Source organism: Brevibacterium senegalense, assembly GCF_000285835.1.
GTDB lineage: Bacteria > Actinomycetota > Actinomycetes > Actinomycetales > Brevibacteriaceae > Brevibacterium > Brevibacterium senegalense.
In genome coordinates this window covers 557,227-581,431 of sequence record NZ_HE978601.1, presented here as the reverse complement: position 1 = coordinate 581,431, position 24,205 = coordinate 557,227, and the positions used below count along the sequence as shown (strand labels likewise).

Annotated in this window: 28 protein-coding genes; 26 read left to right on the top strand and 2 right to left on the bottom strand. The window is 67.6% G+C overall.

Going from position 1 to position 24,205, the window contains the following annotated elements; all coding sequences use genetic code 11:
• Positions 1–18: 18 nt before the first annotated feature.
• Entirely contained in the window at positions 19–432 is a 414-nt protein-coding gene (locus HGBR_RS16625) for a DUF7134 domain-containing protein (protein WP_147522270.1), read from the bottom strand.
• Positions 433–854: 422 nt separating this feature from the next.
• Entirely contained in the window at positions 855–1,850 is a 996-nt protein-coding gene (locus HGBR_RS05805) for a PIN domain-containing protein (RefSeq protein WP_019158388.1), read from the bottom strand.
• A 227-nt stretch (positions 1,851–2,077) separates the two neighbouring features.
• On the opposite strand from HGBR_RS05805, the gene HGBR_RS21000 reads away from it, so the two are divergent.
• The 26 genes from HGBR_RS21000 (at position 2,078) to HGBR_RS05675 (ending at position 24,205) form a co-directional block, all read left to right on the top strand.
• Entirely contained in the window at positions 2,078–2,200 is a 123-nt protein-coding gene (locus tag HGBR_RS21000) for a hypothetical protein (protein ID WP_019158387.1), read from the top strand.
• A 179-nt stretch (positions 2,201–2,379) separates the two neighbouring features.
• Positions 2,380–3,585 carry a sensor histidine kinase gene (locus HGBR_RS05795; RefSeq protein ID WP_161601847.1) on the top strand — a complete coding sequence of 402 codons (1,206 nt, stop codon included), beginning with the start codon at positions 2,380–2,382 and terminating at the stop codon, positions 3,583–3,585.
• On the top strand, positions 3,582–4,253 hold the full coding sequence (locus HGBR_RS05790; RefSeq protein WP_026077374.1) for a response regulator: 672 nt from the start codon (positions 3,582–3,584) through the stop codon (positions 4,251–4,253). Before HGBR_RS05795 ends, HGBR_RS05790 begins: the two co-directional genes overlap by 4 nt.
• A gap of 173 nt (positions 4,254–4,426) precedes the next feature.
• Entirely contained in the window at positions 4,427–5,335 is a 909-nt protein-coding gene (locus HGBR_RS05785; RefSeq protein ID WP_019158384.1) for an ABC transporter ATP-binding protein, read from the top strand.
• On the top strand, positions 5,332–6,078 hold the full coding sequence (locus tag HGBR_RS05780; RefSeq protein ID WP_026077373.1) for an ABC transporter permease: 747 nt from the start codon (positions 5,332–5,334) through the stop codon (positions 6,076–6,078). Before HGBR_RS05785 ends, HGBR_RS05780 begins: the two co-directional genes overlap by 4 nt.
• Position 6,079: 1 nt before the next feature.
• Entirely contained in the window at positions 6,080–6,832 is a 753-nt protein-coding gene (locus HGBR_RS05775) for an ABC transporter permease (protein ID WP_019158382.1), read from the top strand.
• A 45-nt stretch (positions 6,833–6,877) separates the two neighbouring features.
• Positions 6,878–7,282 (top strand): hypothetical protein, encoded by a 405-nt coding sequence (locus HGBR_RS05770; RefSeq protein ID WP_019158381.1) that lies wholly within the window; start codon positions 6,878–6,880, stop codon positions 7,280–7,282.
• Positions 7,283–7,290: 8 nt separating this feature from the next.
• Entirely contained in the window at positions 7,291–7,722 is a 432-nt protein-coding gene (locus HGBR_RS19820; protein WP_147522266.1) for a P-loop NTPase family protein, read from the top strand.
• Positions 7,723–7,821: 99 nt separating this feature from the next.
• Complete coding sequence (locus HGBR_RS05765) at positions 7,822–8,679, top strand: helix-turn-helix domain-containing protein (protein ID WP_019158380.1); 858 nt, start codon at positions 7,822–7,824, stop codon at positions 8,677–8,679.
• Positions 8,680–8,870: 191 nt separating this feature from the next.
• A complete protein-coding gene (locus HGBR_RS05760; protein WP_019158379.1) occupies positions 8,871–9,170 on the top strand; it encodes a SemiSWEET family transporter in 300 nt (99 codons plus the stop codon).
• A gap of 90 nt (positions 9,171–9,260) precedes the next feature.
• Positions 9,261–10,493, top strand: a complete 1,233-nt coding sequence (locus tag HGBR_RS05755; protein WP_019158378.1) for a sensor histidine kinase — start codon at positions 9,261–9,263, stop codon at positions 10,491–10,493.
• Positions 10,490–11,161 (top strand): response regulator, encoded by a 672-nt coding sequence (locus tag HGBR_RS05750; RefSeq protein ID WP_019158377.1) that lies wholly within the window; start codon positions 10,490–10,492, stop codon positions 11,159–11,161. The genes HGBR_RS05755 and HGBR_RS05750 overlap by 4 nt, the downstream gene beginning before the upstream one ends.
• A gap of 125 nt (positions 11,162–11,286) precedes the next feature.
• Positions 11,287–12,192 (top strand): ABC transporter ATP-binding protein, encoded by a 906-nt coding sequence (locus HGBR_RS05745; protein ID WP_019158376.1) that lies wholly within the window; start codon positions 11,287–11,289, stop codon positions 12,190–12,192.
• Positions 12,189–12,938, top strand: a complete 750-nt coding sequence (locus tag HGBR_RS05740; protein ID WP_019158375.1) for an ABC transporter permease — start codon at positions 12,189–12,191, stop codon at positions 12,936–12,938. The genes HGBR_RS05745 and HGBR_RS05740 overlap by 4 nt, the downstream gene beginning before the upstream one ends.
• Position 12,939: 1 nt before the next feature.
• On the top strand, positions 12,940–13,689 hold the full coding sequence (locus tag HGBR_RS05735) for an ABC transporter permease (protein ID WP_019158374.1): 750 nt from the start codon (positions 12,940–12,942) through the stop codon (positions 13,687–13,689).
• Positions 13,690–13,716: 27 nt separating this feature from the next.
• The gene (locus tag HGBR_RS05730; RefSeq protein ID WP_019158373.1) at positions 13,717–14,118 is read left to right on the top strand and encodes a hypothetical protein; all 402 of its coding nucleotides are present in this window, start codon (positions 13,717–13,719) and stop codon (positions 14,116–14,118) included.
• Between the two features lie 28 nt (positions 14,119–14,146).
• The gene (locus tag HGBR_RS05725; RefSeq protein WP_019158372.1) at positions 14,147–15,301 is read left to right on the top strand and encodes a VanZ family protein; all 1,155 of its coding nucleotides are present in this window, start codon (positions 14,147–14,149) and stop codon (positions 15,299–15,301) included.
• Between the two features lie 10 nt (positions 15,302–15,311).
• Entirely contained in the window at positions 15,312–16,232 is a 921-nt protein-coding gene (locus HGBR_RS05720) for a helix-turn-helix domain-containing protein (protein WP_019158371.1), read from the top strand.
• Between the two features lie 273 nt (positions 16,233–16,505).
• A complete protein-coding gene (locus HGBR_RS05710; RefSeq protein ID WP_019158369.1) occupies positions 16,506–17,618 on the top strand; it encodes an ArdC-like ssDNA-binding domain-containing protein in 1,113 nt (370 codons plus the stop codon).
• A complete protein-coding gene (locus tag HGBR_RS05705; protein ID WP_019158368.1) occupies positions 17,615–18,562 on the top strand; it encodes a bifunctional DNA primase/polymerase in 948 nt (315 codons plus the stop codon). The genes HGBR_RS05710 and HGBR_RS05705 overlap by 4 nt, the downstream gene beginning before the upstream one ends.
• Positions 18,559–19,380 carry a DUF2637 domain-containing protein gene (locus tag HGBR_RS05700; RefSeq protein ID WP_173390435.1) on the top strand — a complete coding sequence of 274 codons (822 nt, stop codon included), beginning with the start codon at positions 18,559–18,561 and terminating at the stop codon, positions 19,378–19,380. Before HGBR_RS05705 ends, HGBR_RS05700 begins: the two co-directional genes overlap by 4 nt.
• Positions 19,377–19,793 (top strand): hypothetical protein, encoded by a 417-nt coding sequence (locus tag HGBR_RS05695; protein WP_019158366.1) that lies wholly within the window; start codon positions 19,377–19,379, stop codon positions 19,791–19,793. The genes HGBR_RS05700 and HGBR_RS05695 overlap by 4 nt, the downstream gene beginning before the upstream one ends.
• An 87-nt stretch (positions 19,794–19,880) precedes the next feature.
• A complete protein-coding gene (locus HGBR_RS05690; RefSeq protein WP_019158365.1) occupies positions 19,881–20,804 on the top strand; it encodes a hypothetical protein in 924 nt (307 codons plus the stop codon).
• Positions 20,801–21,811, top strand: coding sequence for a ParB N-terminal domain-containing protein (locus HGBR_RS05685; protein WP_019158364.1), 1,011 nt, complete (start codon positions 20,801–20,803; stop codon positions 21,809–21,811). Before HGBR_RS05690 ends, HGBR_RS05685 begins: the two co-directional genes overlap by 4 nt.
• Before the next feature lie 40 nt (positions 21,812–21,851).
• Positions 21,852–22,547: a hypothetical protein gene (locus HGBR_RS05680; RefSeq protein WP_019158363.1), complete on the top strand. Its 696-nt coding sequence runs from the start codon at positions 21,852–21,854 to the stop codon at positions 22,545–22,547.
• A 14-nt stretch (positions 22,548–22,561) separates the two neighbouring features.
• Complete coding sequence (locus tag HGBR_RS05675; RefSeq protein WP_019158362.1) at positions 22,562–24,205, top strand: M23 family metallopeptidase; 1,644 nt, start codon at positions 22,562–22,564, stop codon at positions 24,203–24,205.

Below are 24,205 nucleotides of genomic sequence, written 5' to 3'. Positions count from 1 at the left end.
CTATTGCGAGCCAGACCATCACCACGACGGCGGCAGGTGCGCTCTTGGTCCACCGGAACCTGCTGGCCAGAAAAACACCATGAAGACGAACAACAGGTCCACGACCATGACGCCCACGTTCAGCAGCAGCTGCGCGGAGGCCACGACAATCATCACCGCGAACGCACGAAACGGATACTGTCGCCGCACCACGTACGCCCCACACACCACGACTGAAATCACCACGAGGGCGGCATTCGCGACCCAGCCCTTGCCTGCACCCGTAAAAGCATCGATGACCATGAGGTTGTAGGCGAACACCACGCCTACGGTGACGGCGTCGATCAGGAGTGCATGGCGCTGCCACCACGGTACCGGAGGTTCGCTGAGGAGCACACGCGAAGCGTGGACGCCTTCTTCGTCCGCGACCCCGCCATGCTTCGAACCCGTCATGCCCCCCAATGCTATCGCTGCCGTCTGGCAGGCTGACGAACGTCAGCCCCCGCTACGTAACACCACGCTCTGGCGGATCAGTTGCAGCGCGGCTCCCACTGTCCGCCGACCTCGTGGATCACCACCGCCGCCAGTGCCCTCGACCGGACGCTCTTACATGCCGCTAACCGGCATCGCTGCCGTATCAGAGCCCAGCGCGAGTAGGCTACGAGCCATCGAGACGGAGCTACCTTTACTCCCCCAGGGTGTCCCTACCTCCGCGTAATAGCGAGTCAACGGCGTAGACAGTGACCGGTCGCCATCGGCAGCAGCGACCGAGCGTAGTAGGTACTTGTAGCCGTTGCCGGCCGACATCACCCGCATCGAGACCGTCATGCCGACGAGGTGCACACCGGTCATGTTCGGCGCGAGGGTGCCGTGAGCTAAGTATCGAGAAAGTCCCACTCGCTGCCGAGCACCCACCGCAGCGCGGACAGCTTGCCGTTCAGCATGCCGAGTTCGAAGTCGGTGTACGGACCGAGTTCTCCCGGCTGCGCGTACCTCTCCTCGACACGCTTTCGCCCTGGACCAGCAATTGCGCGCAATTTCTCGATCTCGACGTGGTTATCAGCATCTTGCAACCGATACTCGTGTTGCAGTGACCGGTGATACCAGATGCGGTCGAAGAGCCGCTTCTCAGCTTCTATAATCTCGTCCAAGCGTCGCGGCTCCTCAGCAAAGTCGGTCTCAGCGAAGAGCTCCTCAATCTCCGAGCCAAAGTGCGCGAGGAGGACCTCATTCAGTCCGTCGACTCCGAGCGCGTATGTTGAGCCGGCCGGCGCAAAGGTTGCAGCGATATCCGGATGTGGTTGCCGCCTGTCTCCGTGCGGGAGTGAAAAGTCCTCACTGTTCGACGTGACAAACACATGCGGCTCGCGCGCAAGGTTAACGCCGCCAATCGCAGTTGCATACAACTCGATCAGCAATGCATCCGCAACACTGTTGCGAGAGCGGTGAAAGGGGGCTTGCTTCAGCAACCCGCGTTCGACCACCGCGTGACGCTCCGACTCAGTCGGTTCGACGGTGCGGCCACCTCGGAGCAGTCCGAGAACTTCGTCGAAGTTCCGGGTCGTCATCGCGCCGATCAGCGGCGTATGGCGAGCGAGGTCTTCGATAGTCCTGAGCGCCTGCTCGGTGTCGGTGCCGCCGTAGTCGTCGAGATCTTGTCGGATAAGCTTGAACCGCTGCGCGACACTTGCGGTCATCGACGCCTCGACACGCTCTCGATTTCGCTCGTATTCGTCAATCACGAGGGACGGCACGATCAGGTCTACTTCACTTTGATGGACAAGTACGCGTAGAGCGACGATCCACCGCTGCCCGTCGCGTCGCTTGGACAGGTCGAGCCAAGTCGAGGTGTCGACGAGCAGGTGAAGCATGATCCCACGGTATCCGCGCTCCGCGGATGGGGTCCAAACGCCACCGGCGCGTTGACACCCGCCACCGGGCAACGTCGCAGCTGCTGTGATGGAGCCTGGGTCTACCTCGATCTGCAAGAGGTGTGGCCGCTCTGTAGATGGATACGAGACAGCACACTCCAGTTGATCCTCGAAGCTCGGGAAGCGCGGTGGCGCGGTGGGCTCTGTCGTTGGTCGGGAGTCTGGGCATGGGTGAAGACGTCGGTGTTCTCGGGATGCGGGGGCTCGATGTGGCCGTCGAGTCCGAGTTCGATTCGAAGATCATCCGACTCGCGGAGGACCACCAATCCGCCGGCCATCATTGGTCGTGAGCTGAGCGGCATCTCCCCCGCATGCGCTGGGTAGGTGGTCGAGCTGACAGCTACCACCGCCGACAGTGCGAGCGTGCCGACCTGTGCCGTCATCACTGCGCTGTCAGTGAGCCACGGTAACGTTGGAGGGCATGAACGTCCTAGCCGAGCGGACACAGCGGACGAGGGGGATGCCTTCGGTGTCGACTCCGTCGCGAGTGCGACCCGTTCACTGGCTGCATGAGAACCGGCGGCTGATCGACATTGCGATCGCAGTGGCGGTGTTCGTCCTCGATCTGATGTTCCTGACGGGCATGTTCGCCTGGGGCGAGTTGCCTCCCGTCGTGTTCGGGGGGGCGCTCGCGTTGTCAGCGAGCATTTGCGTGCTCTATGTGGTGCGGCGCCGGTCGCTCGTGGTGGTGTTCGTCTGCATCCTGGCTCTCGCCACCGGAGTGGTGTTCGTGACTGGGATCGGTCTCTCTCTGGCTCCTGTCCTCGTGCTGGGATTGATGCTCTATGCACTGGGAACACGACGCGGTTGGAAAATCGCGGTGCCTGCGGTGATCGCGGCTTGCGTATGGGTGGGGGTTGCAGGTGTGCCGGTAGTGCAGGACGACCGGGCTCGGGTGGGCGAGATCGGGATGCTCATGCTCGGGTATGTCTTGGCTGCGCTGATCGGGATGCTCACGCGAAGTCGCCGGGCCCGATTTGAGGCATTGCAGGAGCGCGCGGCGCAGCTCGCGCGGGAACGGGATGCCCAGGCTTTGGTTGCGGCAGCTGAGGAGCGGGCGCGGATCGCCCGGGAGATTCACGACATCGTCTCCCACAGTCTTGGAACGATGGTCGTGATGGCGGATGGGGCCGCCCAGACCGTTGAAGCCAACCCGCAACAGGCAGGGCAGGCCATGGCGCGTGTGCGCGACACGGGGCGAGAGGCGATGACGGAGATGCGACGGATGCTCAATGTGCTTCGCGATGACAGTGCCGCCACGCGCGCGCCGCAACCGGGGCTTGCACTACTCGACCGGCTGATCGAGGAGACGCGCTCGACGGGGTTGCGGGTCGATCTGATCGTTGCCGGCGTGCCGACCGCTCTGCCGTCCGGGGTCGATCTGGCCGCGTATCGGATCGTGCAGGAGGCCCTGACGAACGCGCGCAAGCACGGCGGTCGGCTGCTGAGTGTGATCACGGTGACCGTCAGCTACTTGGACAGCGTTGTCGAGCTGCGGGTAGTAGACGACGGTCGTGAGCCAGGCAGTGAGGCACGCACGGTGGCGGGCTCCGGTCATGGTTTGGTGGGGATGCGTGAGCGAGTGACCGCCTACGGTGGATCGTTGGAGACCGGGCCGCGCCCGGGCGGGGGTTTCGAGGTGCATGCGACGCTACCGACGGGAGGCCCGGGATGACGATCCGACTTGTCCTGATCGATGACCAGGAAATGTACCGGTCAGGATTCCGAATGGTGCTCAGCAGCCGGCCGGAGTTCGAAGTCGTCGGTGACGCCGACGACGGTGCCACTGCTCTCGAACTGCTACGAACGGTCGAGGCAGACGTGGTGCTGATGGACGTGCGGATGCGCCGGATGGATGGGGTTGAAGCGACGCGTCGGATTCGCGAGGCCGACGGCCCACGTGTCCTCATCCTGACGACGTTCGACCTGGACGAGTACGCCTACGACGCGATCCAGGCGGGCGCGTCCGGATTCCTGCTCAAGGACGCGCCCCTCGAAGAACTCGTCACGGCGATCAAGCATGTCCATGACGGTGATGCGGTGGTCGCGCCGAGCACCACCCGGAGACTGCTCGACCGGTTCGCTGCGCAGCGCCCCGACGCGGCGCCCAAGGTCGAGTGGAGCCGCGCCGGTCTGTCGGAACTCACGGCGCGGGAACGCGAAGTGCTGGAACTGATTGCGCGGGGACTGTCGAACGGAGAGATCGCCGATGACCTGGTCATCGCCGAGAGCACAGTGCGCGTGCATGTCGGCCGCATCCTGGCAAAACTTGGCCTCCGCGACCGAGTGCAAGCTGTGGTCATGGCATACAAGATCGGGCTCGTCTCTGCCGACGAGAATTGACGTCCGGCCCAGGCATCATTTCCACTTCGCTGGACGGGGCCGGAGCCTGCTCGTCTCGGTGTCCGCGGTAAGCAGAATGACTACGGCGACCGTGGCGGCTAAGCGAATCGCGTAGCAAAAGATAGTCGTCCAAGCAGACGATTCATGGTGTCTTTCTCGCGAGAGTAGACGGCATGTCACTCATCGTTGCCACCGAGAAGCTCACGAAAAAGTACGGCGATCGCGCCGTGGTCCAGGACCTCGACCTGCGCATCCCGGAAGGCTGCGTGTACGGGTTCCTCGGCCCGAACGGGTCGGGCAAGTCCACGACCATGAAGATGCTGCTCTCCCTCATCCGCCCCACGAGCGGCGAGGCCCACGTGCTGGGCCGGCCAATGGACCGCGCCACGAGGCGCGAGCTGCTCGGGCAGATCGGCTCGCTCATCGAGTCCCCGCCCGGCTACGCGCACCTCACCGGCGCGGAGAACATGCGCATTGTCCAACGCCTGCTCGACCTCGACGACCAGCACATCGATTTCGCCGTCCGCACGGTGCGGATGCAGGACCAGATGAACAAGCGCGTGCGCGAGTTCTCCCTGGGTATGAAGCAACGCCTCGGGATCGCCATGGCGCTGGCCCGGCAGCCGAAGCTCCTGATCCTCGACGAACCCACCAACGGCCTGGACCCGGCCGGCATCGAGGAGATCCGCGAGCTACTCCGGCGTCTGGCAGATGGCGGCGTGACCGTGATGGTCTCCTCCCACCTGCTCGGGGAGATCGACAAGACCGCCACGGTGCTGGGCATCCTCAGCCAAGGTCGGATGATCTTCCAAGGTTCTCGCGACGAACTGTTCTCCGCAGCGACACCGGACCTTCTCATCGATTGCTCCGATCCGCATCGGGCACAGGGCGCACTCGCCAGAGCCCACGGGTGCCAGCTGGAGAACTCGACACTCCGGCTCACCGGCATCGAGGACGACCGCGCCGTCGCCGGCGTAGTCGCAGCCCTCGTAGGTGAGTCGATCGGTGTACACGGCGTGCGGCGCGATGAACAGACCCTTGAGAGCGTGTTCATGGGCCTGACCGCGGGAGGCGGGCTGTGAACGCACGCGTGCTGACCAATGAGTTCGCCAAAATGCGCCACCTCCACGTGTGGCTGCTCGTGGCTGTCCTGTTCGTCGTCGTGGCAGGGATCGGCCTGTACACCGCGGTCATCAACCCGGACTTCGACCGCGTCACTGCATCCTCGTGGAACACGTTGCTCGGCGGCATCGGCTCGGGCTTCAGCCTGGCCGCGCCGCTCCTGCTGGCAGCGATCGCGAGCCGCCACGTCGACGCCGAGCATCAGGGCGGCGGCTGGCTCCTCTCAGCGACTTCCGGGCTCACCCCCGGCGGGCTGTGCCGCGCGAAGCTCCTGGCCCTAGGGCTCCTCGTCACCGGAGTCACGGTCTCTGCCAGCGTGTTGTTCGCAGCAACCGGCTTCGCCTTCGGGATTGACGCCCCCTGGCCCGCCGGCCGCTGGATCGGACTCACGCTCTGCGTGCTGGTGGTCAACCTGGTCGTCCTTGCCCTGCACATCGTCCTCGCCGCCCGGATCGAGAACCAGCTCGTAGGAATCGGCATCGGCCTACTCGGCACCATCCTCGCCCTGTTCTCCACCGCGGTACCCGCGTGGATCGCGCACCTGACCCCGTGGGGCTACTACGCCCTGTCCTCGGCCTCCGGGTATGTCGACGGCGTGCTGGTCGCCTTCTCGCCCGCCTACGCGAGCATCGCGGGGCTGGGGCTGGTCGCCGCCGTCGTCTTCGCCCTGTTCACCCGTTCGTTCGACCATCAGGAGATTTGACGTGAACGTCTTCTTCGCCGAACTCATCAAGCTCAAGCGCTCACTCAGCTGGGCCGTCGTCATCCTGCTGCCCATCATCCTGGTCGCCTCCGGCTCGATCATGACCTTCATCGACGGCCGCGGCCTGGAGGACGGTTGGAACACCCTGTGGATGCGCTCGATGGTCTTCTACGGACTATTCCCCCTCGCCGTGGGCATCGCAATCCTCGCCTCGCTGATCTGGCGCGCTGAGCACCGCGGCAGCAACTGGAACGCCCTCATGGCCGGACCCACCTCGTCGCTGCGGATCGTGCTCGCCAAAGCGGCCGTCATCGCGGTGCTGGCTGTGATCATGCAAGGCATCGCGCTGGCCACGGTGCTCGTGCTGGGCAAGGTCGTCTTCGGCCTGCCCGGATGGCTGCCACCGCAGTACCTGGCCGTGTCGGTTGTCGTCGTCATCGCGTGCATTCCGGTGGCCGTGCTCCAGTCGTGGTTGTCGATGCAGATGCGGTCGTTCGCCGCGCCCATCGCCGTCGCGTTCCTCGGAGCCGGCTTCTCCGCGTTCCTGCTCGTCGTCGGCCTCGACGCGGCGATCTTCGTCAGCCCCTATGCCGCCGTCAGCCGCGCCACCCAGCTCGGCACCGCGACCTTCGCCGACACCGGCGACATCACCTTGGCCGTCCTGGCCATGATCGCGGTTGCATCGCTGCTTCTGTCCGCCGTGCTGGCAGCGGCGAACACCCTCGTCCTCGAACGCAGCGACGCCCGCACCTGAGACACACGCAGTTCTTCCAGTTCACGACACCACAAGGAGAAACCCTTGTCTGACTCCAACACGCCCAGCGTAAGCACCCCCAGCGAAGCAGAGCCCGAATTCTGGCGCCGCACCGACACCACCCGAGCAGCTTCGGCAGCCTCCGAGTCCGCCTCGGTCGACGCCGACCAACCCCGCCTCAAGCGGCGCACCGGCCGCTCCTGGATCTGGGCCTCCCTGATCATGAGCGTCGTCGCCGTGGTGGGAGCGATCGTCCTGCCCCACTTCGCCGCCATCCTCGCGCTCATCTCCGCCGGCTCCGCCTGGAACGGCATCCGGCTGAGCACCGGGACCCCGAAGCTCGGCGTCGGCGCGCTCATCGCCTCGATCGTCGTCTTCGTGGCCTGCGTCATCTACACAATCGTCACCGTCCAGCTCGGCTTCGCATACCTGGAGAACCTACAGTCCTGAAGTCCCTCATGTTCGATCCGGCATCTGCTGAGAGGAGGGATCAGCCAATGGACTATCGGAAGGCGCCGAGTTCGGCGACGACAGTCAGCGGGGCCAAGACCCATCAAATGAACGCCGAGGGTGTGTGGCCCGGACGGAACGCTCCGTGCCACGCATCGGGTTCCGCAGAGACGGAGAACGGTGCCTCTGTCGTCGCCACTGGAAAGCTCACGAAGAAGTACGGTGGTCGTACCGTCGTCGAGAAACTCGAACTGCGTATCCCTGAGGGGTGCGCGTATGGCTACCCCGCCGCGATCGGTTCGGGCACGTCCACGTCCATGGAGACGCGGCTCTCCCTCATCTACCCCAGCATCGGCGAGGCCCACGCCATGGACCGCCCGTCGAATATCTCCAGAAGAAATGGCCCTGTTGAGGCAGGCGCCCTGACGCATAGCCGCTAGTGGGAAACGGCCGTGGACAGTCCGCACGGTCCCATCGGACAAGAACCACCCGCGCCGGACGCAAGTGGATTCTCGCCGGTGCTGGCGCGAACGGAGAGTGTGTATCGGCCGCGAGAGCCGACGGCTTACGACCGCGTGAAGCTCATCTTCGTGCGGGCTGGATCGGCGATCCTGTTCAGCGAGTTCGGCGAACGCCCGATCAGCGTCGGAGACGCGGTACTGCTGGCTGCCAACACCCTGTGCGGCGCCGAACCAGAGGACTGGATCACAACCACGACGCTGTACCTGGATCGAGACTATGTGGTGGACCAGGTGTTCTGGCAGCACGCCGCGGTCTTGACCGATCGACTGGAGGCGAAGGACTTCTTTGAGGCTCGCTATGCCGAACCCGCGCAGGTGCTGCGGCTGGGCGAGCACCGCGCCGGCTACTTGATGCCGTGGCTGGACGAACTCGGCCGGCTCAGCCTCGACGGGCCTGCCCCGGAGCGGTTCTACCGGATACAGGCGCTGCTGTTCGCCGTGCTGGACGTGGTGTCCCCATTCGTGCAGACCAGCGCGGTGCGCCGGTCTGCGACCCAACGCAAGGCCACATGGCCCAGCACCCCGGCCCAGCGGCGCCTGACACCACTACGTGCCGAGGCCCGGACTGCGGCTGGCCTGCTGCGCGAGGACCCCGCACGCCCGTGGACACTGGGCGAACTGGCCGAAGCGGCGCATCTGTCGCTGTCCCAGCTCGGGCGGGTCTTCGTCGACGCCTACGGTCAGACCCCGATGACGTACCTGACGACGCTGCGTGCCGAGCACTTGGCGCGGCTGCTTCGCGAGTCCGACCTGCCAATCGAGCAGGCCATGGCCGAGGTCGGTTGGCACAGCCGCGGCCACGCAGCCCGCCTGTTCCGCCAGGCCGTCGGCGTCACCCCCAGCCGCTACCGCGAACGCAGCCGGCACTCGGGGTAACCACCCGCCGCCAGTCCTGCCCGGAACTGACTTTGACGATGACGCCCGCAAGTACGGGACGAGTGGCCGGTCCTTGATTTCACCGACTCCAGTGGGCCGGTTGGTAACATCGGGTCTTGACGGCGCGTGCGCCCCCTTTCGGTTGGGAGGGCGTCGTCCCACGGCACGAGCGCTTCACCATTGGAGTGCTCGTGCTCACCACGGTTCTGGCCGTCGCGGCTGCTTCTTGGGGTGTGGTGATGGCGCTCGCCCCGTTGCTGCAACTGCGCCGGATGCTGCGTCGGCGCTCGTCAGAGGACGTGTCCATCGGCTACTTGGTACTTCTCTTACCGGGGTTCTGCCTGTGGGTCAGCTACGGGATTGCGTCCGGTGACATCGCCCTGGTCATCCCCAACACGGTGGCGGCGGTTCTTGCTGGCGTGACCATCGCTGTCGCGATACAACTGCGCCGCGGTGCGTCCGACGATGCCCCAGGAGGATCACCGGGTTGACAAAGGCGCCGCGGCGCCGGTGTGGCTCACGTCGACGATCTGGAGAGCGGAAGGTGTCCCCGTCCCAGCGTGGCGGTAGCCTTGTGAGGAATGAGCAGCGCGAGCACTGCCACCGGGAGGGGCACAACAGACGCGACCACTGAACAGCCGGAGTTGCCGCGGGCGCCGGGGTCGTGGTTGCGTGACCGGGCATGGCTGCTCGATGTGCTGGTCGCGCTGGCGGTGTTTGTCTACAACCTGCCGATTCTGCCGGTGTATGTCGATGATGGTCCGCGCCTTGCCGGGCTGATCCTGGTCTCGGTCGCTTTGTGCGCTCCATACCTGCTGCGCCGCCGGTACCCGCTGGCCGTGCTTGCGGTGATGCTGACCGCGGCGTGTGTGCAGTTGGTGCTGGGCGCGCCGATCATCGCCGCCGACTTCATGCTGTTGCTCGCCGTGTACAACGTCGCGACACGGTACCGCTGGCTGGTCTCCTTCCCCGTTGCCGTTGCCGTGGTGATCTGGCTGCTCGGTGCGGTCCTACCTCGGCTCGGCGAGAACTTCATCGACATCGGCGAGCTGTTGTCCCTGATCGCGCTGATCGCATTGGTCTGGACGTGGGGCACGCTGGTGCGGATTCGCCGCGACTACGTTGCGAGCTTGCAGGAGCGTGCCCATCAGCTGGAGCGCGAGCGGGAAGCGCAGGCGCAGATCGCGGTGGCCGAGGAACGGGCCAGGATCGCCCGGGAGATCCATGACATCGTCTCCCACAGCCTCAGCGTCGTGGTCATCATGTCCGAGGGCGCGGCCTCGAAGGTGGACACCGAGCCGGAGCGGGCGAAGTCAGCGATATTGGGAGTGCGGGACACGGGCCGCAGTGCGCTGGCTGAAATGCGCCGGATGCTGGGTGTCCTGCGTGACGACGAACCCGGCTCGCACGCGCCGCAGCCCGGAATCGCGCAACTGGAGCGGATCGTGGCGGACGCGAAGACGACCGGCCTCCCCGTGACTCTGACGATTGAGGGCGAACCGGTGTCGCTGACTGCTGGCCTGGACCTGACGGTGTATCGGATCGTGCAGGAAGCCTTGACGAATGTGCACAGGCACGCCGGCTCGGTGAGCGCTGTGGAGGTCCGGCTCCGCTACGGGGACTCCGAGGTGGAAGTGCGGGTCACCGATGATGGTCAGGGGTTCGATGACACCCCTGGCGACGAGCCGGCCGGCCACGGCTTGGTCGGAATGCGGGAACGCGTCATGGCCTACGGGGGCACACTGCGTGCCGGCATGCGACCAAGCGGTGGTTTCGAGGTGGCTGCGATCTTGCCAGTCAGGAGTGAGCCATGAGCATTCGTGTAGTCCTGGTCGATGACCAGGAGATGATCCGGATGGGATTCCGGATGGTGCTCGAATCCCGGCCGGAGATCGACGTCGTCGGGGAGGCCGACGGCGGGGACACCGCCCTCGACCTCCTGCGTAGCGTCGAGGCGGATGTGGTCGTGATGGACGTGCGGATGCCGCGGATGAGCGGCGTGGAGGCCACCCGCCGCATCCGCGCCCGGCACGACGCGCCACGGGTGCTCATCCTGACGACTTTCGACCTGGACGAGTATGCCTACGACGCACTCCAAGCCGGCGCCAGCGGGTTCCTGCTCAAGGACACTCCGGTGGAGGACATCGCCGCCGCCATCAGTCACGTGCACCATGGGGACGCGGTGGTCGCTCCGAGTACCACGCGCCGGCTGCTCGACCACTTCACCCGAGCCCGCCCGACTGGAGCTGAGCCCGAGCGGGATGGCTACCGGTTTGAGGAGCTGACCCCGCGCGAGCACGAAGTCTTGCGGCTGATCGCGCGCGGGCTGTCCAACGCAGAGATCGCCGCTCAGCTCGTTCTCACGGAAGGAACCGTCAAGGTCCATGTCGGGCGCATCCTGACCAAGCTCGGCCTGCGGGACCGAGTGCAGGCCGTTGTCCTGGCCTATGAGAGCGGGCTCGTGGAGGCCGGCGACCACTGACGCACCGCAGCCTTCCGCGTATCACTTCAGGCATACGCCGACGCCGCTGTATCACCTGAGGCATACGCGCAAGATATGCCTGTAGCGAGACGATTCCGCTTCGCGATCTCGCGACAGTGGATGGCATGTCTTACATCGTCGCCACAGAAGGTCTCACCAAACGCTACGGCACGCGCACCGTCGTGGAGGACCTGAACCTACGCATCCCGGAAGGGTGCGTGTACGGGTTCCTGGGCCCGAACGGATCGGGCAAGTCCACCACGATGAAGATGCTGCTCTCCCTGATCCAGCCCACCAATGGCGAGGTGCAGGTGATGGGCCAGCCGATGACTCGCGCCACTCGGCGACAGCTGCTGGCCGGTATCGGCTCGCTCATCGAATCACCGCCCGGCTACGCGCACCTCACCGGCGCGGAGAACATGCGGCTGATCCAGCGCCTGCTGGGCCTGAACCAGCAGCAGATCGACTTCGCGGTCCACACGGTGCGCCTCCAAGACCAGATGGACAAGAAGGTCCGCAACTACTCCCTGGGCATGAAACAACGCCTCGGCATTGCGCTGGCCCTGGCCCGCCAGCCCCGCCTGTTGATCCTCGACGAGCCTACTAACGGTCTCGACCCGGCAGGCATCGACGAGATCCGCACCCTGCTGCGCCGGCTCGCGAACGACGGCGTCACCGTCATGGTCTCCTCCCACCTGCTCGGCGAGATCGACAAGACCGCACACATGCTGGGCATCCTGTCCCAGGGCCGGATGATCTTCCAGGGCTCCCGGGCCGAGCTGATGACCGCCTCAGCCCCGGACGTCATCATCACCTGCTCCGATCCGCGAACTGCCGTCGCCAAACTGACCTCGTTCAACGGCCGTATGACCGACGCCGGAGAGGTTGCTGTACCGGCCCTGGATGATCGGCAAACGGCCGGAGCTATCGCAGGGCTGGTCCATGAGGGGATCGGGATCTTCGGAGTGCGCCGCGACGAGCAGACGCTTGAAGACGTGTTCATGCACCTCACCGCCGGAGGTGGGCTGTGAACGCGCGCGCCATGGTGAACGAGTTCGCCAAGATGCGGCATCTCGGAGTCGGGCTCGTCGCCCTGGTCATGGTGCTTGCCGTGCTCGGGCTCTCGCTGTTCACGCTCATTTCGAGCCCGAGTTTCGACCCCGACTCGGAGGAGGCGTGGAATGCGCTCCTGGCCGGCATGTCGCTGGCGATCCCGATGGTGTCGCCGCTCTTGATCGCGGTCCTCGCCTCCCGGCAGACCGATATCGAGCATCAGGGCAACGGCTGGCTCCTGCAGGCCGCCTCGGGGCTCACGCCGGGCGCGGTGTGCAGGGCGAAGGCGGTCGCGCTCGGCGTCGTCGTGACCGTGGCGACCGTGGGCGTGAGCCTCCTGGCGCTCCTTGTCGGGAGACTGCTGGCGGGGATCACCGCGCCGGTCCCGCTCGGGCACTGGGCCGGGTTCACCGCCTGCATGCTCGTCGTCAACCTCGTCCTGCTCGCCCTGCACATCCTCATCTCCGCGAAGCTCGAGAACCAGCTGGTCGCGCTCGGCATCGGAGTGATCGGCACCCTGATTGCGGTGTTTGCCAAGGGCCTGCCCGAGGTGTTCGCGCACGTCACGCCGTGGGGCTACTACTCGCTCGCAGAAGCCGCCGACTACGCCGGCGATGAGATCGTCGCGCTCCCGCTGTCGTATCCGAGCATCGCTGCGCTGGCGGTCATCGGAGCCGCACTGTTCCTCGTCATCACTGCTCGATTCGACCGTCAGGAGGCCTGACATGGGAGCCATCCACTCCGAGTTCCTCAAGCTCAAGCGCTCGCTCACCTGGGCGATCGTCATCCTGCTGCCGATCGCGCTGGTGATCTCCGCTGCCGCGAACACCCTCGCATCCGGCGAACCCCTCCAGAACGGCTGGCACACCCTCTGGCAGCGCTCGATCGTCTTCTACGGACTATTTCCGCTCGCGATCGGCATCGCGATCCTCGCCTCTCTCGTGTGGAGTGTCGAGCACCGCGGCAGCAACTGGAACGCACTCATGAGCGGCCCGACTCCGTCGCTTCGGATCGTCACCGCGAAGGCGGTCGTAGTGGGGTTCCTGGCCGCCGCCATGCAACCCGTGATGCTCGTCGCCATCCTCGTGATGGGGAAGGCGGTCCTCGGCCTGCCAGGGATGCTGCCGGTCCAGTACTTCGGCATCAGCCTGCTCATCATGGCCGCGTGCCTCCCGCTGGCGGCGCTGCAATCGGCGCTGTCGATGCTGATGCGGTCATTCGCCGCCCCGATCGCCGTCGGCCTCGTGGCTGCCGGAATCTCGGTAGCTGTGCTCATGCTCGGCGGCACCGCAGCGATCGTCTCCCCCTACGCCCTGGTCACCCGAGCAACCCAACTGGGCACCGGCACGTTCTCCGACACCGGAGGCGTCACCGCAGGCGATGTCACCGCGATCCTCACGGCCGCTGTGGTGCTGTTCGCCGCGGTGGTCACCGTCAGCGCGGCGATCCTCGACCGCCGCGACACCCGCATCTGAACACCACCTCGTCCAAAAGGAGAACCCATGTCGCAAGAGAAGCTCCCACAGGAAACCCCCGTCCACCAGCACGAGCAAGTCGCCCCCGCCACCATCGGCCGGTCGGCGACCGCACACGGCATCACCGCTCTCGCGCTCTGCGCCATCGCGCTCGTGATGACACCGGTGCTGATCCTTATCCCCTACATCGGGTTCATTCCCGCACTCCTGGCCGGCGGCGGCATCGTCGCTGCCTGGATCGGGCTGCGCGGCTCCACCCGTGGGTCCGGCGTCGCCGTGACGGGGTTGATCGTCTCCGTCGTGCTGTTCGCCCTGCTCGCAGGTCTCGCCACCATGTGGAACGTCGTGGTCGCCGACCCGGCCATTCGCGACTACGACGAACTCCACGACGTCATCGACCACATCCGGCGTCTCATCTTCGGCTCCTGACCATCCGCGCTGAGTGTGAGGTGTTGCGATGACAGCGCAGGTGTTCGGCTCGATCCTCGTCGGCCTGCTCGTGTCGGCGGTGTTGTTCTTGCCGCTGCTGGTGTGGCAGTACCGCCGCTACGGCCGGTTCGATGCCTTGCGGATGGTGTGGACCACCGCCGGGTTCATCTACGCCACCGCCATCGTCGCCTTCACGGTCTTCCCGTTGCCGGAGTTCACCCCTGGATACTGCGCCGCCCACGCCACCGAACCGCTGTTGGACCCGCTGCGGTTCCCGCGCGAACTCATCGACCTCATCCGGACCCAAGGCGCAATGGCAGTCGCCAGCGACTGGCTCGTGTGGGAGTTCACGCTCAACATGGTGCTGTTCGTCCCCTTCGGGATGATCGTGCGCCGCGTCTGCGAATGGCCCCGCGGCGTCGTCCTGGCCGCAGCGCTGGGCACCTCGGTGCTGATCGAGCTGACCCAGCTCACCGGCAACTGGGGCCTGGCACCATGCCCCTACCGGTTCGCCGACACCACCGACCTGATCACCAACACCACCGGCGCAATCATCGGCATCGGGCTGGAGAAGATCACCCCGCGGCTGCTGTCCACCAAAGCCCACCTGCTCGCCCGACGCGATCGCGCGCGTCCAGTCACCCGCGGTCGCCGCGTCCTGGGGATGCTCATCGACGCCTGGTACCTCGTGCTCGCCGCCGTGCTCGGCGGGACGCTTGGATCGACCATCTACGCCATCACACAAGGAGGACCGGGCGAGGCCCTGACGCCCGAGCAGATGCTGGACCTGCAACAGGCGATCTTCCTCGGTGCCTGGCTGGCCGCGATGCTCACCGTCGTCGTGCCGGCACTGATCGGCACCGGCGCGTCGCTTGGGCAGCGCACCGTCTACCTCGCACCGGTCCCGAAGAACGGCTCACGAACCCGACTCCTCGCCCGCGCGCTGGTCGTGCAAGGAGCGATCCCCACTGGGCTGTTCCTTGGGTTCCCGATCGCGCTGCTGAGCCCACTGCTGGGAATCGCCGCCATCGTCTCGGTCGCCATCAGTCCCCGCGGACTCAGTGGTGCCCTCTCCGGATGCAGTGTGCGAGACGCACGACTGCTCGCCCCGGACCGGCCAGAAGACACCCCGACCGGTGGCCCCGTTCACCGGGGACCCACGCGCTCCGCAGATCAGAGCTGAACGGTGGCCAATGGTGAAGGACCTTGGCCACGAGCGGTTCCTGCCGGTCCTGGCCCGCACCCGATCGATTCATCGCCCGGTGGGGCCGGTCGCCTACGACTGCGTGAAGCTCATCTTCATTCGGCACGGCTCGGCGATCCTGCTCAGTGAGTTCGGCGAGAAGCACGTCGCCATCGGCGACGTAGTCATGCTCGGGGCGAGCACCCTGTGCGGGAGCGAACCCGAGGGCTCGATCACCGTCACCACGCTGTACCTTGACCGCGACTATGTGATCGATCAGGTGTTCTGGCAGCACGCCGCATTCCTCACCGACCGGTGGCAGGCGCAGGACTTCATGGACGAGCGGTACTCCGAACCTGCCCAGATTCTGCGGATCGGTGAAAACCGAGCCGGGATGCTGATGCCATGGCTGGACGAACTGGTCGCGCTCAGCCTCGCCGGGCCCGCACCGGAGCGCTTCTACCGCCTCCAGGCACTCCTGTTCGCCGTGCTTGACGTGATCACCCCCTACGTCGCCACCACCCCGGTGCGCCAGACTGCGACGCAACGCCAGGCCACCCACCCCGGCATGCCGCGTCATCGCCACTTCACCGCGCTGCGGGCTGAGGTCCAGCAGGCCGCTGACTTGATGGGCGCGCAACCGGCGCGACGATGGACCCTGCCCGAGCTGGCCACCGCGGTGCACCTCTCGCCGTCCCAGCTCGGCCGGGTCTTCACCGACGCTTACGGCAAGACCCCGATGACCTACCTCACGACGCTGCGCGTCGAGCACCTGGCTCGGCTGCTGCGCGAGACCGACCTGCCCATCGAGCAGGTCATGGTCCAGGTGGGCTGGCACAGCCGCGGCCACGCCGCCCGCCTCTTCCGCCAAGCCGTCGGCATCACGCCCACCCGCTACCGCCGCCTCAGCCGCCAGAACACGGCGACCTGACATCCAGGTTCGTAACTTCCGCACGGCCAGACGCCGCCTGATCGGATGATTCGCATTAGCGCATTTTCGATACGCGAATCGGCATCATCGGCCCTTCTCGGCACCCTGCCGAGCCTCCAGTTGGTAGTCCGGTAAGGACTCGTCGGGTTTACCACTGTGCCTGACGGTCACCGCGTCGTTGTCCGTCTCGTCCGTGCTGGTGATCCCGGCGTACCTGATGGTCACCGAGCCTGTTCGGCCCGGTGACCAGGGTAGCGGGAGGAGACAGCGACGATGGCCACGACACGGGAGAACTCTCAGGCGGCGCGGGAAGCGAAGCTCGACGAGCTGCACGAGAAACTGACCGGCGCCGTCGAGCAGCTTGTCTCCGGGGAGGATTGGGCGCGGGCGCTCGCGTTCGCGGCACGCTTCAGGGCCAGATCGTTCTCGAACACGCTGTTGATCTGGACCCAGCACCAAGCAGCCTATGAGGTCGGCCGGGTGCCGGAGCCGGTGCCGTCGTATGTGGCCGGGTACCGGCAGTGGCAGACCCTGGGCCGGCAGGTGGAGAAAGGGCAGGCTGGGTATCAGATTCTCGCCCCGGTCACCGGCCGGTTCGCCTCATCGAACCCAGCGGATGCGGAGTCGTGGCGGCGCCTCGGCAAGGGTGAGAAGCCCCGGCCGGGCGAAGTGGTTCGGTCGAAGATGATCACAGCCAAGCCTGCCTACGTGTGGGACGCCTCCCAGACCTCCGGCGAGCCGATTCCGGAGCCTCCGGCGCCGACGCTGTTGGAGGGCGAAGCCCCCACCGGTCTGTGGGACGGGCTGGCCGACCACGTGCGCGCGCAGGGGTTTGCGGTGCTGCGGGTGCCGCACGAGGGCATGATCCACGGCGCCAACGGCGTCACCGATTACAGCGCGAAAACGGTGGCGGTCCGGGAGAACATGGACCCCGCCGCGCAGGTGAAGACGCTCGCCCACGAACTGGGTCACGTCCTGCTGCACGGCCCCGACAACGACGAGGCGCGTCAGCATCGTGGCATCGGGGAGGTCGAGGCGGAATCGGTCGCGCTGATGATCGGCGCCGCCCACGGCATGGACACCTCCGGGTACACGATCCCCTACGTGTCCACGTGGGCCGCGCGGGTGGACGGCAAAGAGCCCGGCGAGATCGTCAAAGCCACCGGGGAGCGGGTCCGCAAGACGGCACTGGCGATCCTGGACCGGCTCGACACCGCACAGGTGACCGACGGCGCCCCGCCCGGCCTGGACCGCGACGCACCACAGCGCGAGGAGACCGCCCGCACGCAGCCGACCCACGATGCCCGGACGCCGGGCCGGGTGACGCCGCTGCCCGAGCCCGAGCCCCGAACGGTCACCGCGACGACCCAGGCGAGGGAACTGTGACGGCCGCGGTGGACGCTGTCGCCAGCGTGCTCAGACGCAGCGCCGGCCCGCGGCCGGTCTCGGTGGTGGCGCGGGAACTGGCCGCCGCGGGGGTGCCGGTGTTCCCGTGCCTGCCCGGCGGCAAGCGTCCCTTGACGACGCATGGTTTCCACGACGCCACCACCGACCTCGGACAGATCACGGCGTGGTGGCGTGAGCATCCGGAGGCGAATCTCGCCGTGCCCACCGGCGCGGCGTCCGGGGTGGTGGTGGTCGATGTCGACGTGCACGGGCCCGTCGACGGATACCGGGCGTTCGAGCGCGCCCACCGGGCGGGGCTGGTGTCGGGGTGGCAGCTTCTCGTCGTGACGCCCTCGTCCGGGATGCACGCCTACTACCCGGCCACACCCGGCCGGGAACAGCGGTCGTGGCAGGCCGCGCGCGCCGGGATCGACTTCCGGGGTGACGGTGGGTACATCGTCGTCCCGCCCTCGACGGTGTCCACCGGCGGCAAGAGCGCCGGCTACCGGGTGCGGCGGATCAACAGCGGGGCGACGTCGGTGCTCGACTCCGACCGGCTGCGAGCGTTCCTCGACCCTCGGCCCGCGCCCTCTGCCAGGTCGGGCCGGGAGGTGGAACGGTCAGCGGATTTGCCGCGCCTGGCGGCGTGGGTCGCCGGCCGCGGCGAAGGAGAACGGAACCGAGGCCTGTTCTGGGCGGCCTGTCGCCTGGCAGAGAACAACATCCCGGCGCCGGAAGCCCTTAATGTGCTCGCGGCCGCGGCCACGGAGGCGGGACTGGGCGAGCGAGAGATCACCGCGACCGTCCGCTCCGCCTACCGCACCGTCCAACCCCGCCCCCAGACCTCCTCGCGGGTACAGGACGGCTCGTCGCCGGCAATGGACGGGTGGTTCAGTCGGGAGGCGACCGTGCGGCCGTCTCCTCCGGTGCGGGGGCTGTCATGACCGTCCATGCCAGCACCGGGCAGAGGAGCCGGCACTGGGCGGTGGTCACCGCGGTGGCCGGGACCGTGTTCATCGCCGCCGGCGCGTTCTGGCTGTCATTCACCGCGCTCGCCGATCTCGCAGCTCGCTCCGGGGTCGGCGGCTCGCAGGCGTGGGCGTGGCCGCTGATCGTCGACGGCATTATCGTGGTCGCCACCGTCGCGGTCGTCGCCTTGGCCGGGCAGCGGTCGGCGTGGTATCCGTGGGCGCTGCTGATCGGCGGGGCTGCTGTGTCGGTGACCGCCAACGCCCTCCACGCCGTCGTCGCCGCGGATGCCGATGTCCCCGGGGTGCTGGCCGCGGCCGTCGCCGCGGTACCACCGGTGGTGCTGCTGGCCATCACTCACCTGACCGTCATCCTCACCCGACCACAACGGATCACCGAGGCATCCGTGTCCCGCGACGACGCCGTGTCCAGTGACATGTCCGCGTCCGTTGAGGAATCCGGCTGGAGCGGGGTGCCGGCGCCGGAGTTGGGAGCGGAACAGTCAGCGGAGGACCGGGTGGTCGTCGCGTCGCCGGCGGCGACGCCGGAAGCGATGGAAACGGCGTTGACATCTGACATGGCGCAGGCATGGGCAGGTGAGGGCGCTGAGCCGTCGGTCGGCCCCCGGGCGGTCCTCAGGGATCGGCGCATCCGGGCAGCGGAGCTGCGCGGGCAGGGGTGGTCGAACAAGAAGATCGCCCGGGAACTGGGCGTGCATCCCTCCACCGTGGGGCGCTGGTTCACCGCGGCGCACCTTCCCGACAGCACCGATGTCGAGGAGGCGACCCCATGAGTTCCGCACACGACCACGATCCGCGACGGCCCGACGCCGACAAGCGGGCACCTGAGCAGGACTCCGCGCGCCCGGCGGCGGAGGCTGTCGAGAAGTCCGAGGCACCGGACGCGGTCCGGGCAGCACGGGCCTCCCACCGACGCGAAACCGAACGGAACACACCAGCGGAGGCGAGGCGCGCGCGGGGTGTGGAGTGGGTACGGCCCACGGACCTCATCGCCCGCCACGGCGCCGCGCTGGCGGGGCGCGGCATCGACTTCGAGGTCGAGCTGGCCCGCCGCACCCGCACCCCCATCGCCGCCGGCGCCCAGCACCTGGGTGAGCGGGCACGTCGGCTGCCGCCCTTGTCGGCGTTCGGCCGCGGCAGCACGGGGCAGGCCGCGCAGTCCCGGCCCGGTGTCGGGATGGGCTGAGGAGGGCGGTGACAAGCGATGCGGAAACCAGCAGAAACGGGGCGTGGGGACGGCGTGTGCACCTGCTTGTCAGGAGGTGCCCTGACCATGACCGACAACGCCTACCCCACCACCGCCCCAGCGGCAGCTGCTGACCGCGCGGACTTCACCACCGGTGAGGGCCTGCGCGCCCTGCTGCACCGGCTCCACCACGGCGGGCGGAACACCTGGCAGCACGACGCGCAAGCGGCGGAGCTGATGGCCTTCACCGCGCAGAAGTACGCGCCGCTGGCGCGCAAGCATGGGCTGGACCCGTGGGAGGCCGCCTCGGCGGCATTCGACGTGATGCGCACCCGGGCAGCCCGCGAGGGGCACGATCCGTGGGCGGTCATCACGCACGCGGTGCGGATCACCTGCATCTTCGAAGAACGCGCCCAAGGACTGCTGTGCTCGGTCCACCAGGCGCGCCGCCCGCATATCTCTGCGTTCCATGACCCGGAGCGGTTCTCCGACCGGGAGACGCCGCTGACCGACTACCACCCCGCTTTCCACATCCCCGCCGCCGCCGACGCCATCAACGCAGCGGACGCCACCGACGAGTCGCCGGCGTCGGAGCGGGCCAGCACCTCGGCGGGCTCGGCCGTCGAGGACGCGATCGCGCTGTTCACCCTCCTGGATTGGCCTGCCGACACGGCGCGGGCCGCGGTCGAGCACGTGTGCGGGGCGCTCACCCGGGCCGGCACCCGCCAAGCCGCCTACGAGTCGCTGCGACGCGACAAGCATGCCCGCGCCCTGCTCGACATCCCCGGCCACTCCTGGACGGCGCTGTTGAAGGCGCTGCTGGGTCACCCGCACCCCGCTTACAGTGCTACCGGCACCGGGCGCGGCATGTTGCTGCGGTTGCTGATCGGCGAGAGCCTGCCGGTGTTGTTGCGTGACGACGACCTCGTGCTCTCGGTCTCCCTGGCCGCCCCACGCCGCCGTCAGAACCACGACGATGCCGACGATCCCCGCGGGGATGGGTCACGATGAGCGCGCCGGCGGGGTTCATCGAGCTAGAGCGCACGGTCGCCTCGATCCAGGTCGGCAAGCGGCACCGTACCGAGCTGGGCGACCTCGACGCCCTCGCCGCCTCCATCGACCGTGACGGCCTGCTCCAACCCATCACCATCACCCCTGATGGCGTCCTCGTCTGCGGGGCCCGTCGGTTGGCCGCGATCCAGCAGCTCGGTTGGAAGAGCGTCAATGTCTGGGTCCGCTCGGGCATCTCCGACCGCCTCGGCCACCTCCTGGCCGAGCAGGACGACAACGTCCTGCACAAGCCGCTGACCCAGCTCGAAGCCGCCGCCCTGTACCGGGAGCTGAAGCAGGTGATGGCCGAGGATGCCGCCCGCCGGCAGGCCGCGACCCAGTTCAGCGCGCAGCAGCAGCCCGGAGACGACGGTGCGGGAAAATTTCCCACACCGTCCGACCAGGGTCGGACCAGCGAACAGGCCGCCCGGATGATCCCCGGTGCCGCGTCCTACAAGACGCTGGACAAGATCAGCTACCTCCAGCACATCGCCGAAGACCCCGCCCAACCCGACGAACTACGCCAGCAGGCGGCGACCGCGTTGGAACGCATCGACGCCGGCAACCCCGTCGACCCGCTCTACCGGCAGATCCGGGAACTGGCCGACACCGCCCGCGGTGACCGCGACGCGGACCTGCACCAGCTCGCCGCCGACGCCCTGGCCCGCATCAAGGCCACGACGCCGAAGAGACACACGCCACGGCCTACCCCGGCTGCGGGTCAGGGTGATGGTGAGCCAGTGCGGTATCCGGTGCGGGCGTTCGTGCTCACCTGGAGCGAGCTGGCCGAGTGGTGGACCCACTACGACCTCGACCAGCTCGCCGCCGAGCTGAACGACGAGCAGATCGACTCCTTCCTCGCCACCGCCGAGGGCACCAGCCGATTCGCCGAGGAGTTGCGCGCCGCGCGCGACCGGCTGCGCGGCGATGACCCCATGCCGGGCCGGGGCCACCTACGCGCCCTATAGCCACCTCGCTGGCTCGGATGCGGTGGTGCACCTACGGGGCATGAAGACTCCTGGCCTGTCCGATCCCCGCTCCCGCCACCGCATGATCGCGGTGCTCGCCGCGCTCGTGGCGGTCCTCGTGCTCGCCGGGATCGGCGTCTACGGCCTGATCACCGGACCATCCACCAGCACCGCGCCCAGCAGCGATGACAGCAGCAGGCCGGGGCCGATTATCACCGTGCCCACCCATCCGGCGCCCACCACGACCCCCCGCCTGCCCGTGGTGCGGCCCTCAGCTGACCCGGCGACGTTCGCGGGCAATGTCGCCACGGCGCTGTTCAGCTGGGATACCGCCAGCGGGTTCATGCCCTTGGACTACACCGCCGTGGTCCTCGCCGTGGGTGACCCCTCTGGTGCGGAACAGGCCGGGCTCGCCGCCGACATCGCCACCTACCTCCCCTCCCGGGAGGCGTGGATCGAACTGCGCCAGTACGCCACCACCCAGCACCTGACCATCGACAACGTTTACGTCCCCGACGCCTGGGATGACGCCGTGGCGCAGGCCCAGCCGGGACAGCTCGCCGAGGGCACGATCGCGTACACGATCGAGGGCACCCGCCACCGCGAAGGGGTCTGGAACGAGCAGGCCGTCACCTCCGAGCATCCGGTGGCGTTCACCGTGTTCCTCGTCTGCGGCCCGACCTACGACACCTGCCACCTGCTGCGGCTGTCCCAGCTCGACAACCCCCTGCGCTGAACGGGGGCGTTGTCGTGTTGAAGAAGCTCGGTATCGTCGCCCTGGCTCTGGTGCTGCTTGGCCCCTCGCTCGGGCTGATCGGCGTCGGTCTGGTGATGAACCCGGCCGCCTCGGCCACCTGCACCGTGACCGGCACGAACGTCACCGTCGGGGACGTCCCCGACGCGTTGACCGTGACCACCGCCAACGGTGAGACCTTCACCCTGAACCGTCAGCAACTCACCCATGCGGCCACCATCATCGAGATCGGCTCCGGCATCGACGGCGTGACCCGCGACGGGCTGGTCATCGCGCTGATGGCCGCGCTCACCGAGTCCACCCTACGGATGCTGTCCAACACCAGCGTCTACCCGGAGTCGGCGAACTACCCCAACGACGGTGACGGCTCCGACAACGACTCGCTCGGCCTGTTCCAGATGCGCCCCCAATCCGGGTGGGGCACCGTCGCCGACCTCATGGACCCCGTCTACCAGGCGCGGGCGTTCTTCGGCGGACCCGACGGACCGAACCACCCCTCACCGCGCGGGCTGCTGGACATCCCCGGCTGGGAACAGATGGACAAAGGAGAGGCCGCCCAAGCCGTCGAAGTCTCCGCCTACCCCGACCGGTACCGCAACTACGAGCCCGTCGCCGAAACCATCCTCACCACCCTCACCACCAGCGCAAGCCCCGCAGCCGGCGCCACCACGGTGCCGGCAGTGCAATCGGTCGCGGCGGAGTCCTCCCGCGTGGTCTTCCCGGTGCCGGAGGGCACCTGGGTGCTGACCAGCGAATACGGGCCGAGGGTCCATCCGATCTCCGGGGAGAACTCGTTTCACACCGGGACCGACTTCGCCGCCCCGGACGGCACTCCGATCCTCGCCGCCGCCGATGGCACCGTCACCGTCGCCGAGTTCTCCGGCGGGTACGGCGGCCTCGTCGTCGTCGAGCACCAGATCGACGGGCAGACGGTGGCGACCGCATACGGGCACATGTGGGAGCACGGCATCCACGTCATCGCCGGCGACCAGGTCACCGCCGGTCAGCACATCGGCGACATCGGCTCCTCCGGCAACAGCACTGGCCCGCACCTGCACTTCGAGGTCCGCACAGGCGGCACCGACGGTGAGCACACCGACCCCGCCGCCTGGCTCAACGCGCATGACGCGGCCGACCTGCCCGAACCCGGCACCGGCGCTCCCGCCCGCTGCGACCCCGCCACCAGCACGCCGGGTGGCGACCCGGATCCGGTCGACGGCGAACCGGACGCACTCGTGGACGACCCCACCTCGGATGGGCAGATCACGGCCCGGATGCTGCACGTCTACACCCAGGGGATCGCGGCGTTCCCCGACACCTCCTGGGCGTGCTACTCACCCCGGCCCGGCACCCGCTCCGAGCACCCCCTCGGTCGGGCCTGTGACCTCACGTTCGGCAACACCATCGGCCAGCACCCCACCCCCGACCAGCTCGAAACCGGCTGGGCCGTGACGAACTGGATGAAGGACCACGCCGAGGTCCTCGGCGTGGAATACCTGATCTGGCAAGGCCGCATCTGGTCGGCCGCCCGCGACGCCGAGGGGTGGCGTGCCTACAACGGCGGCGGCATGCACGACCCCGACGACGTCACCGGCGGACACTACGACCACCTCCACATCACCGTCCGGTCCGGGAGCTGA

Bases quoted from the DNA above. Each gene is read 5' to 3' on its own strand.
- HGBR_RS05805 (WP_019158388.1), bottom strand. From the start codon at position 1,850: ATGCTTCACCTGCTCGTCGACACCTCGACTTGGCTCGACCTGTCCAAG.
- HGBR_RS05735 (WP_019158374.1), top strand. From the start codon at position 12,940: ATGGGAGCCATCCACTCCGAGTTCCTCAAGCTCAAGCGCTCGCTCACC.
- HGBR_RS05730 (WP_019158373.1), top strand. From the start codon at position 13,717: ATGTCGCAAGAGAAGCTCCCACAGGAAACCCCCGTCCACCAGCACGAG.
- HGBR_RS05790 (WP_026077374.1), top strand. From the start codon at position 3,582: ATGACGATCCGACTTGTCCTGATCGATGACCAGGAAATGTACCGGTCA.
- HGBR_RS16625 (WP_147522270.1), bottom strand. From the start codon at position 432: ATGACGGGTTCGAAGCATGGCGGGGTCGCGGACGAAGAAGGCGTCCAC.
- HGBR_RS05695 (WP_019158366.1), top strand. From the start codon at position 19,377: ATGAGTTCCGCACACGACCACGATCCGCGACGGCCCGACGCCGACAAG.
- HGBR_RS19820 (WP_147522266.1), top strand. From the start codon at position 7,291: ATGTTCGATCCGGCATCTGCTGAGAGGAGGGATCAGCCAATGGACTAT.
- HGBR_RS05725 (WP_019158372.1), top strand. From the start codon at position 14,147: ATGACAGCGCAGGTGTTCGGCTCGATCCTCGTCGGCCTGCTCGTGTCG.
- HGBR_RS05700 (WP_173390435.1), top strand. From the start codon at position 18,559: ATGACCGTCCATGCCAGCACCGGGCAGAGGAGCCGGCACTGGGCGGTG.
- HGBR_RS05755 (WP_019158378.1), top strand. From the start codon at position 9,261: ATGAGCAGCGCGAGCACTGCCACCGGGAGGGGCACAACAGACGCGACC.
- HGBR_RS05685 (WP_019158364.1), top strand. From the start codon at position 20,801: ATGAGCGCGCCGGCGGGGTTCATCGAGCTAGAGCGCACGGTCGCCTCG.
- HGBR_RS05745 (WP_019158376.1), top strand. From the start codon at position 11,287: ATGTCTTACATCGTCGCCACAGAAGGTCTCACCAAACGCTACGGCACG.
- HGBR_RS21000 (WP_019158387.1), top strand. From the start codon at position 2,078: ATGGGTGAAGACGTCGGTGTTCTCGGGATGCGGGGGCTCGATGTGGCC.
- HGBR_RS05690 (WP_019158365.1), top strand. From the start codon at position 19,881: ATGACCGACAACGCCTACCCCACCACCGCCCCAGCGGCAGCTGCTGAC.
- HGBR_RS05750 (WP_019158377.1), top strand. From the start codon at position 10,490: ATGAGCATTCGTGTAGTCCTGGTCGATGACCAGGAGATGATCCGGATG.
- HGBR_RS05710 (WP_019158369.1), top strand. From the start codon at position 16,506: ATGGCCACGACACGGGAGAACTCTCAGGCGGCGCGGGAAGCGAAGCTC.
- HGBR_RS05680 (WP_019158363.1), top strand. From the start codon at position 21,852: ATGAAGACTCCTGGCCTGTCCGATCCCCGCTCCCGCCACCGCATGATC.
- HGBR_RS05785 (WP_019158384.1), top strand. From the start codon at position 4,427: ATGTCACTCATCGTTGCCACCGAGAAGCTCACGAAAAAGTACGGCGAT.
- HGBR_RS05720 (WP_019158371.1), top strand. From the start codon at position 15,312: ATGGTGAAGGACCTTGGCCACGAGCGGTTCCTGCCGGTCCTGGCCCGC.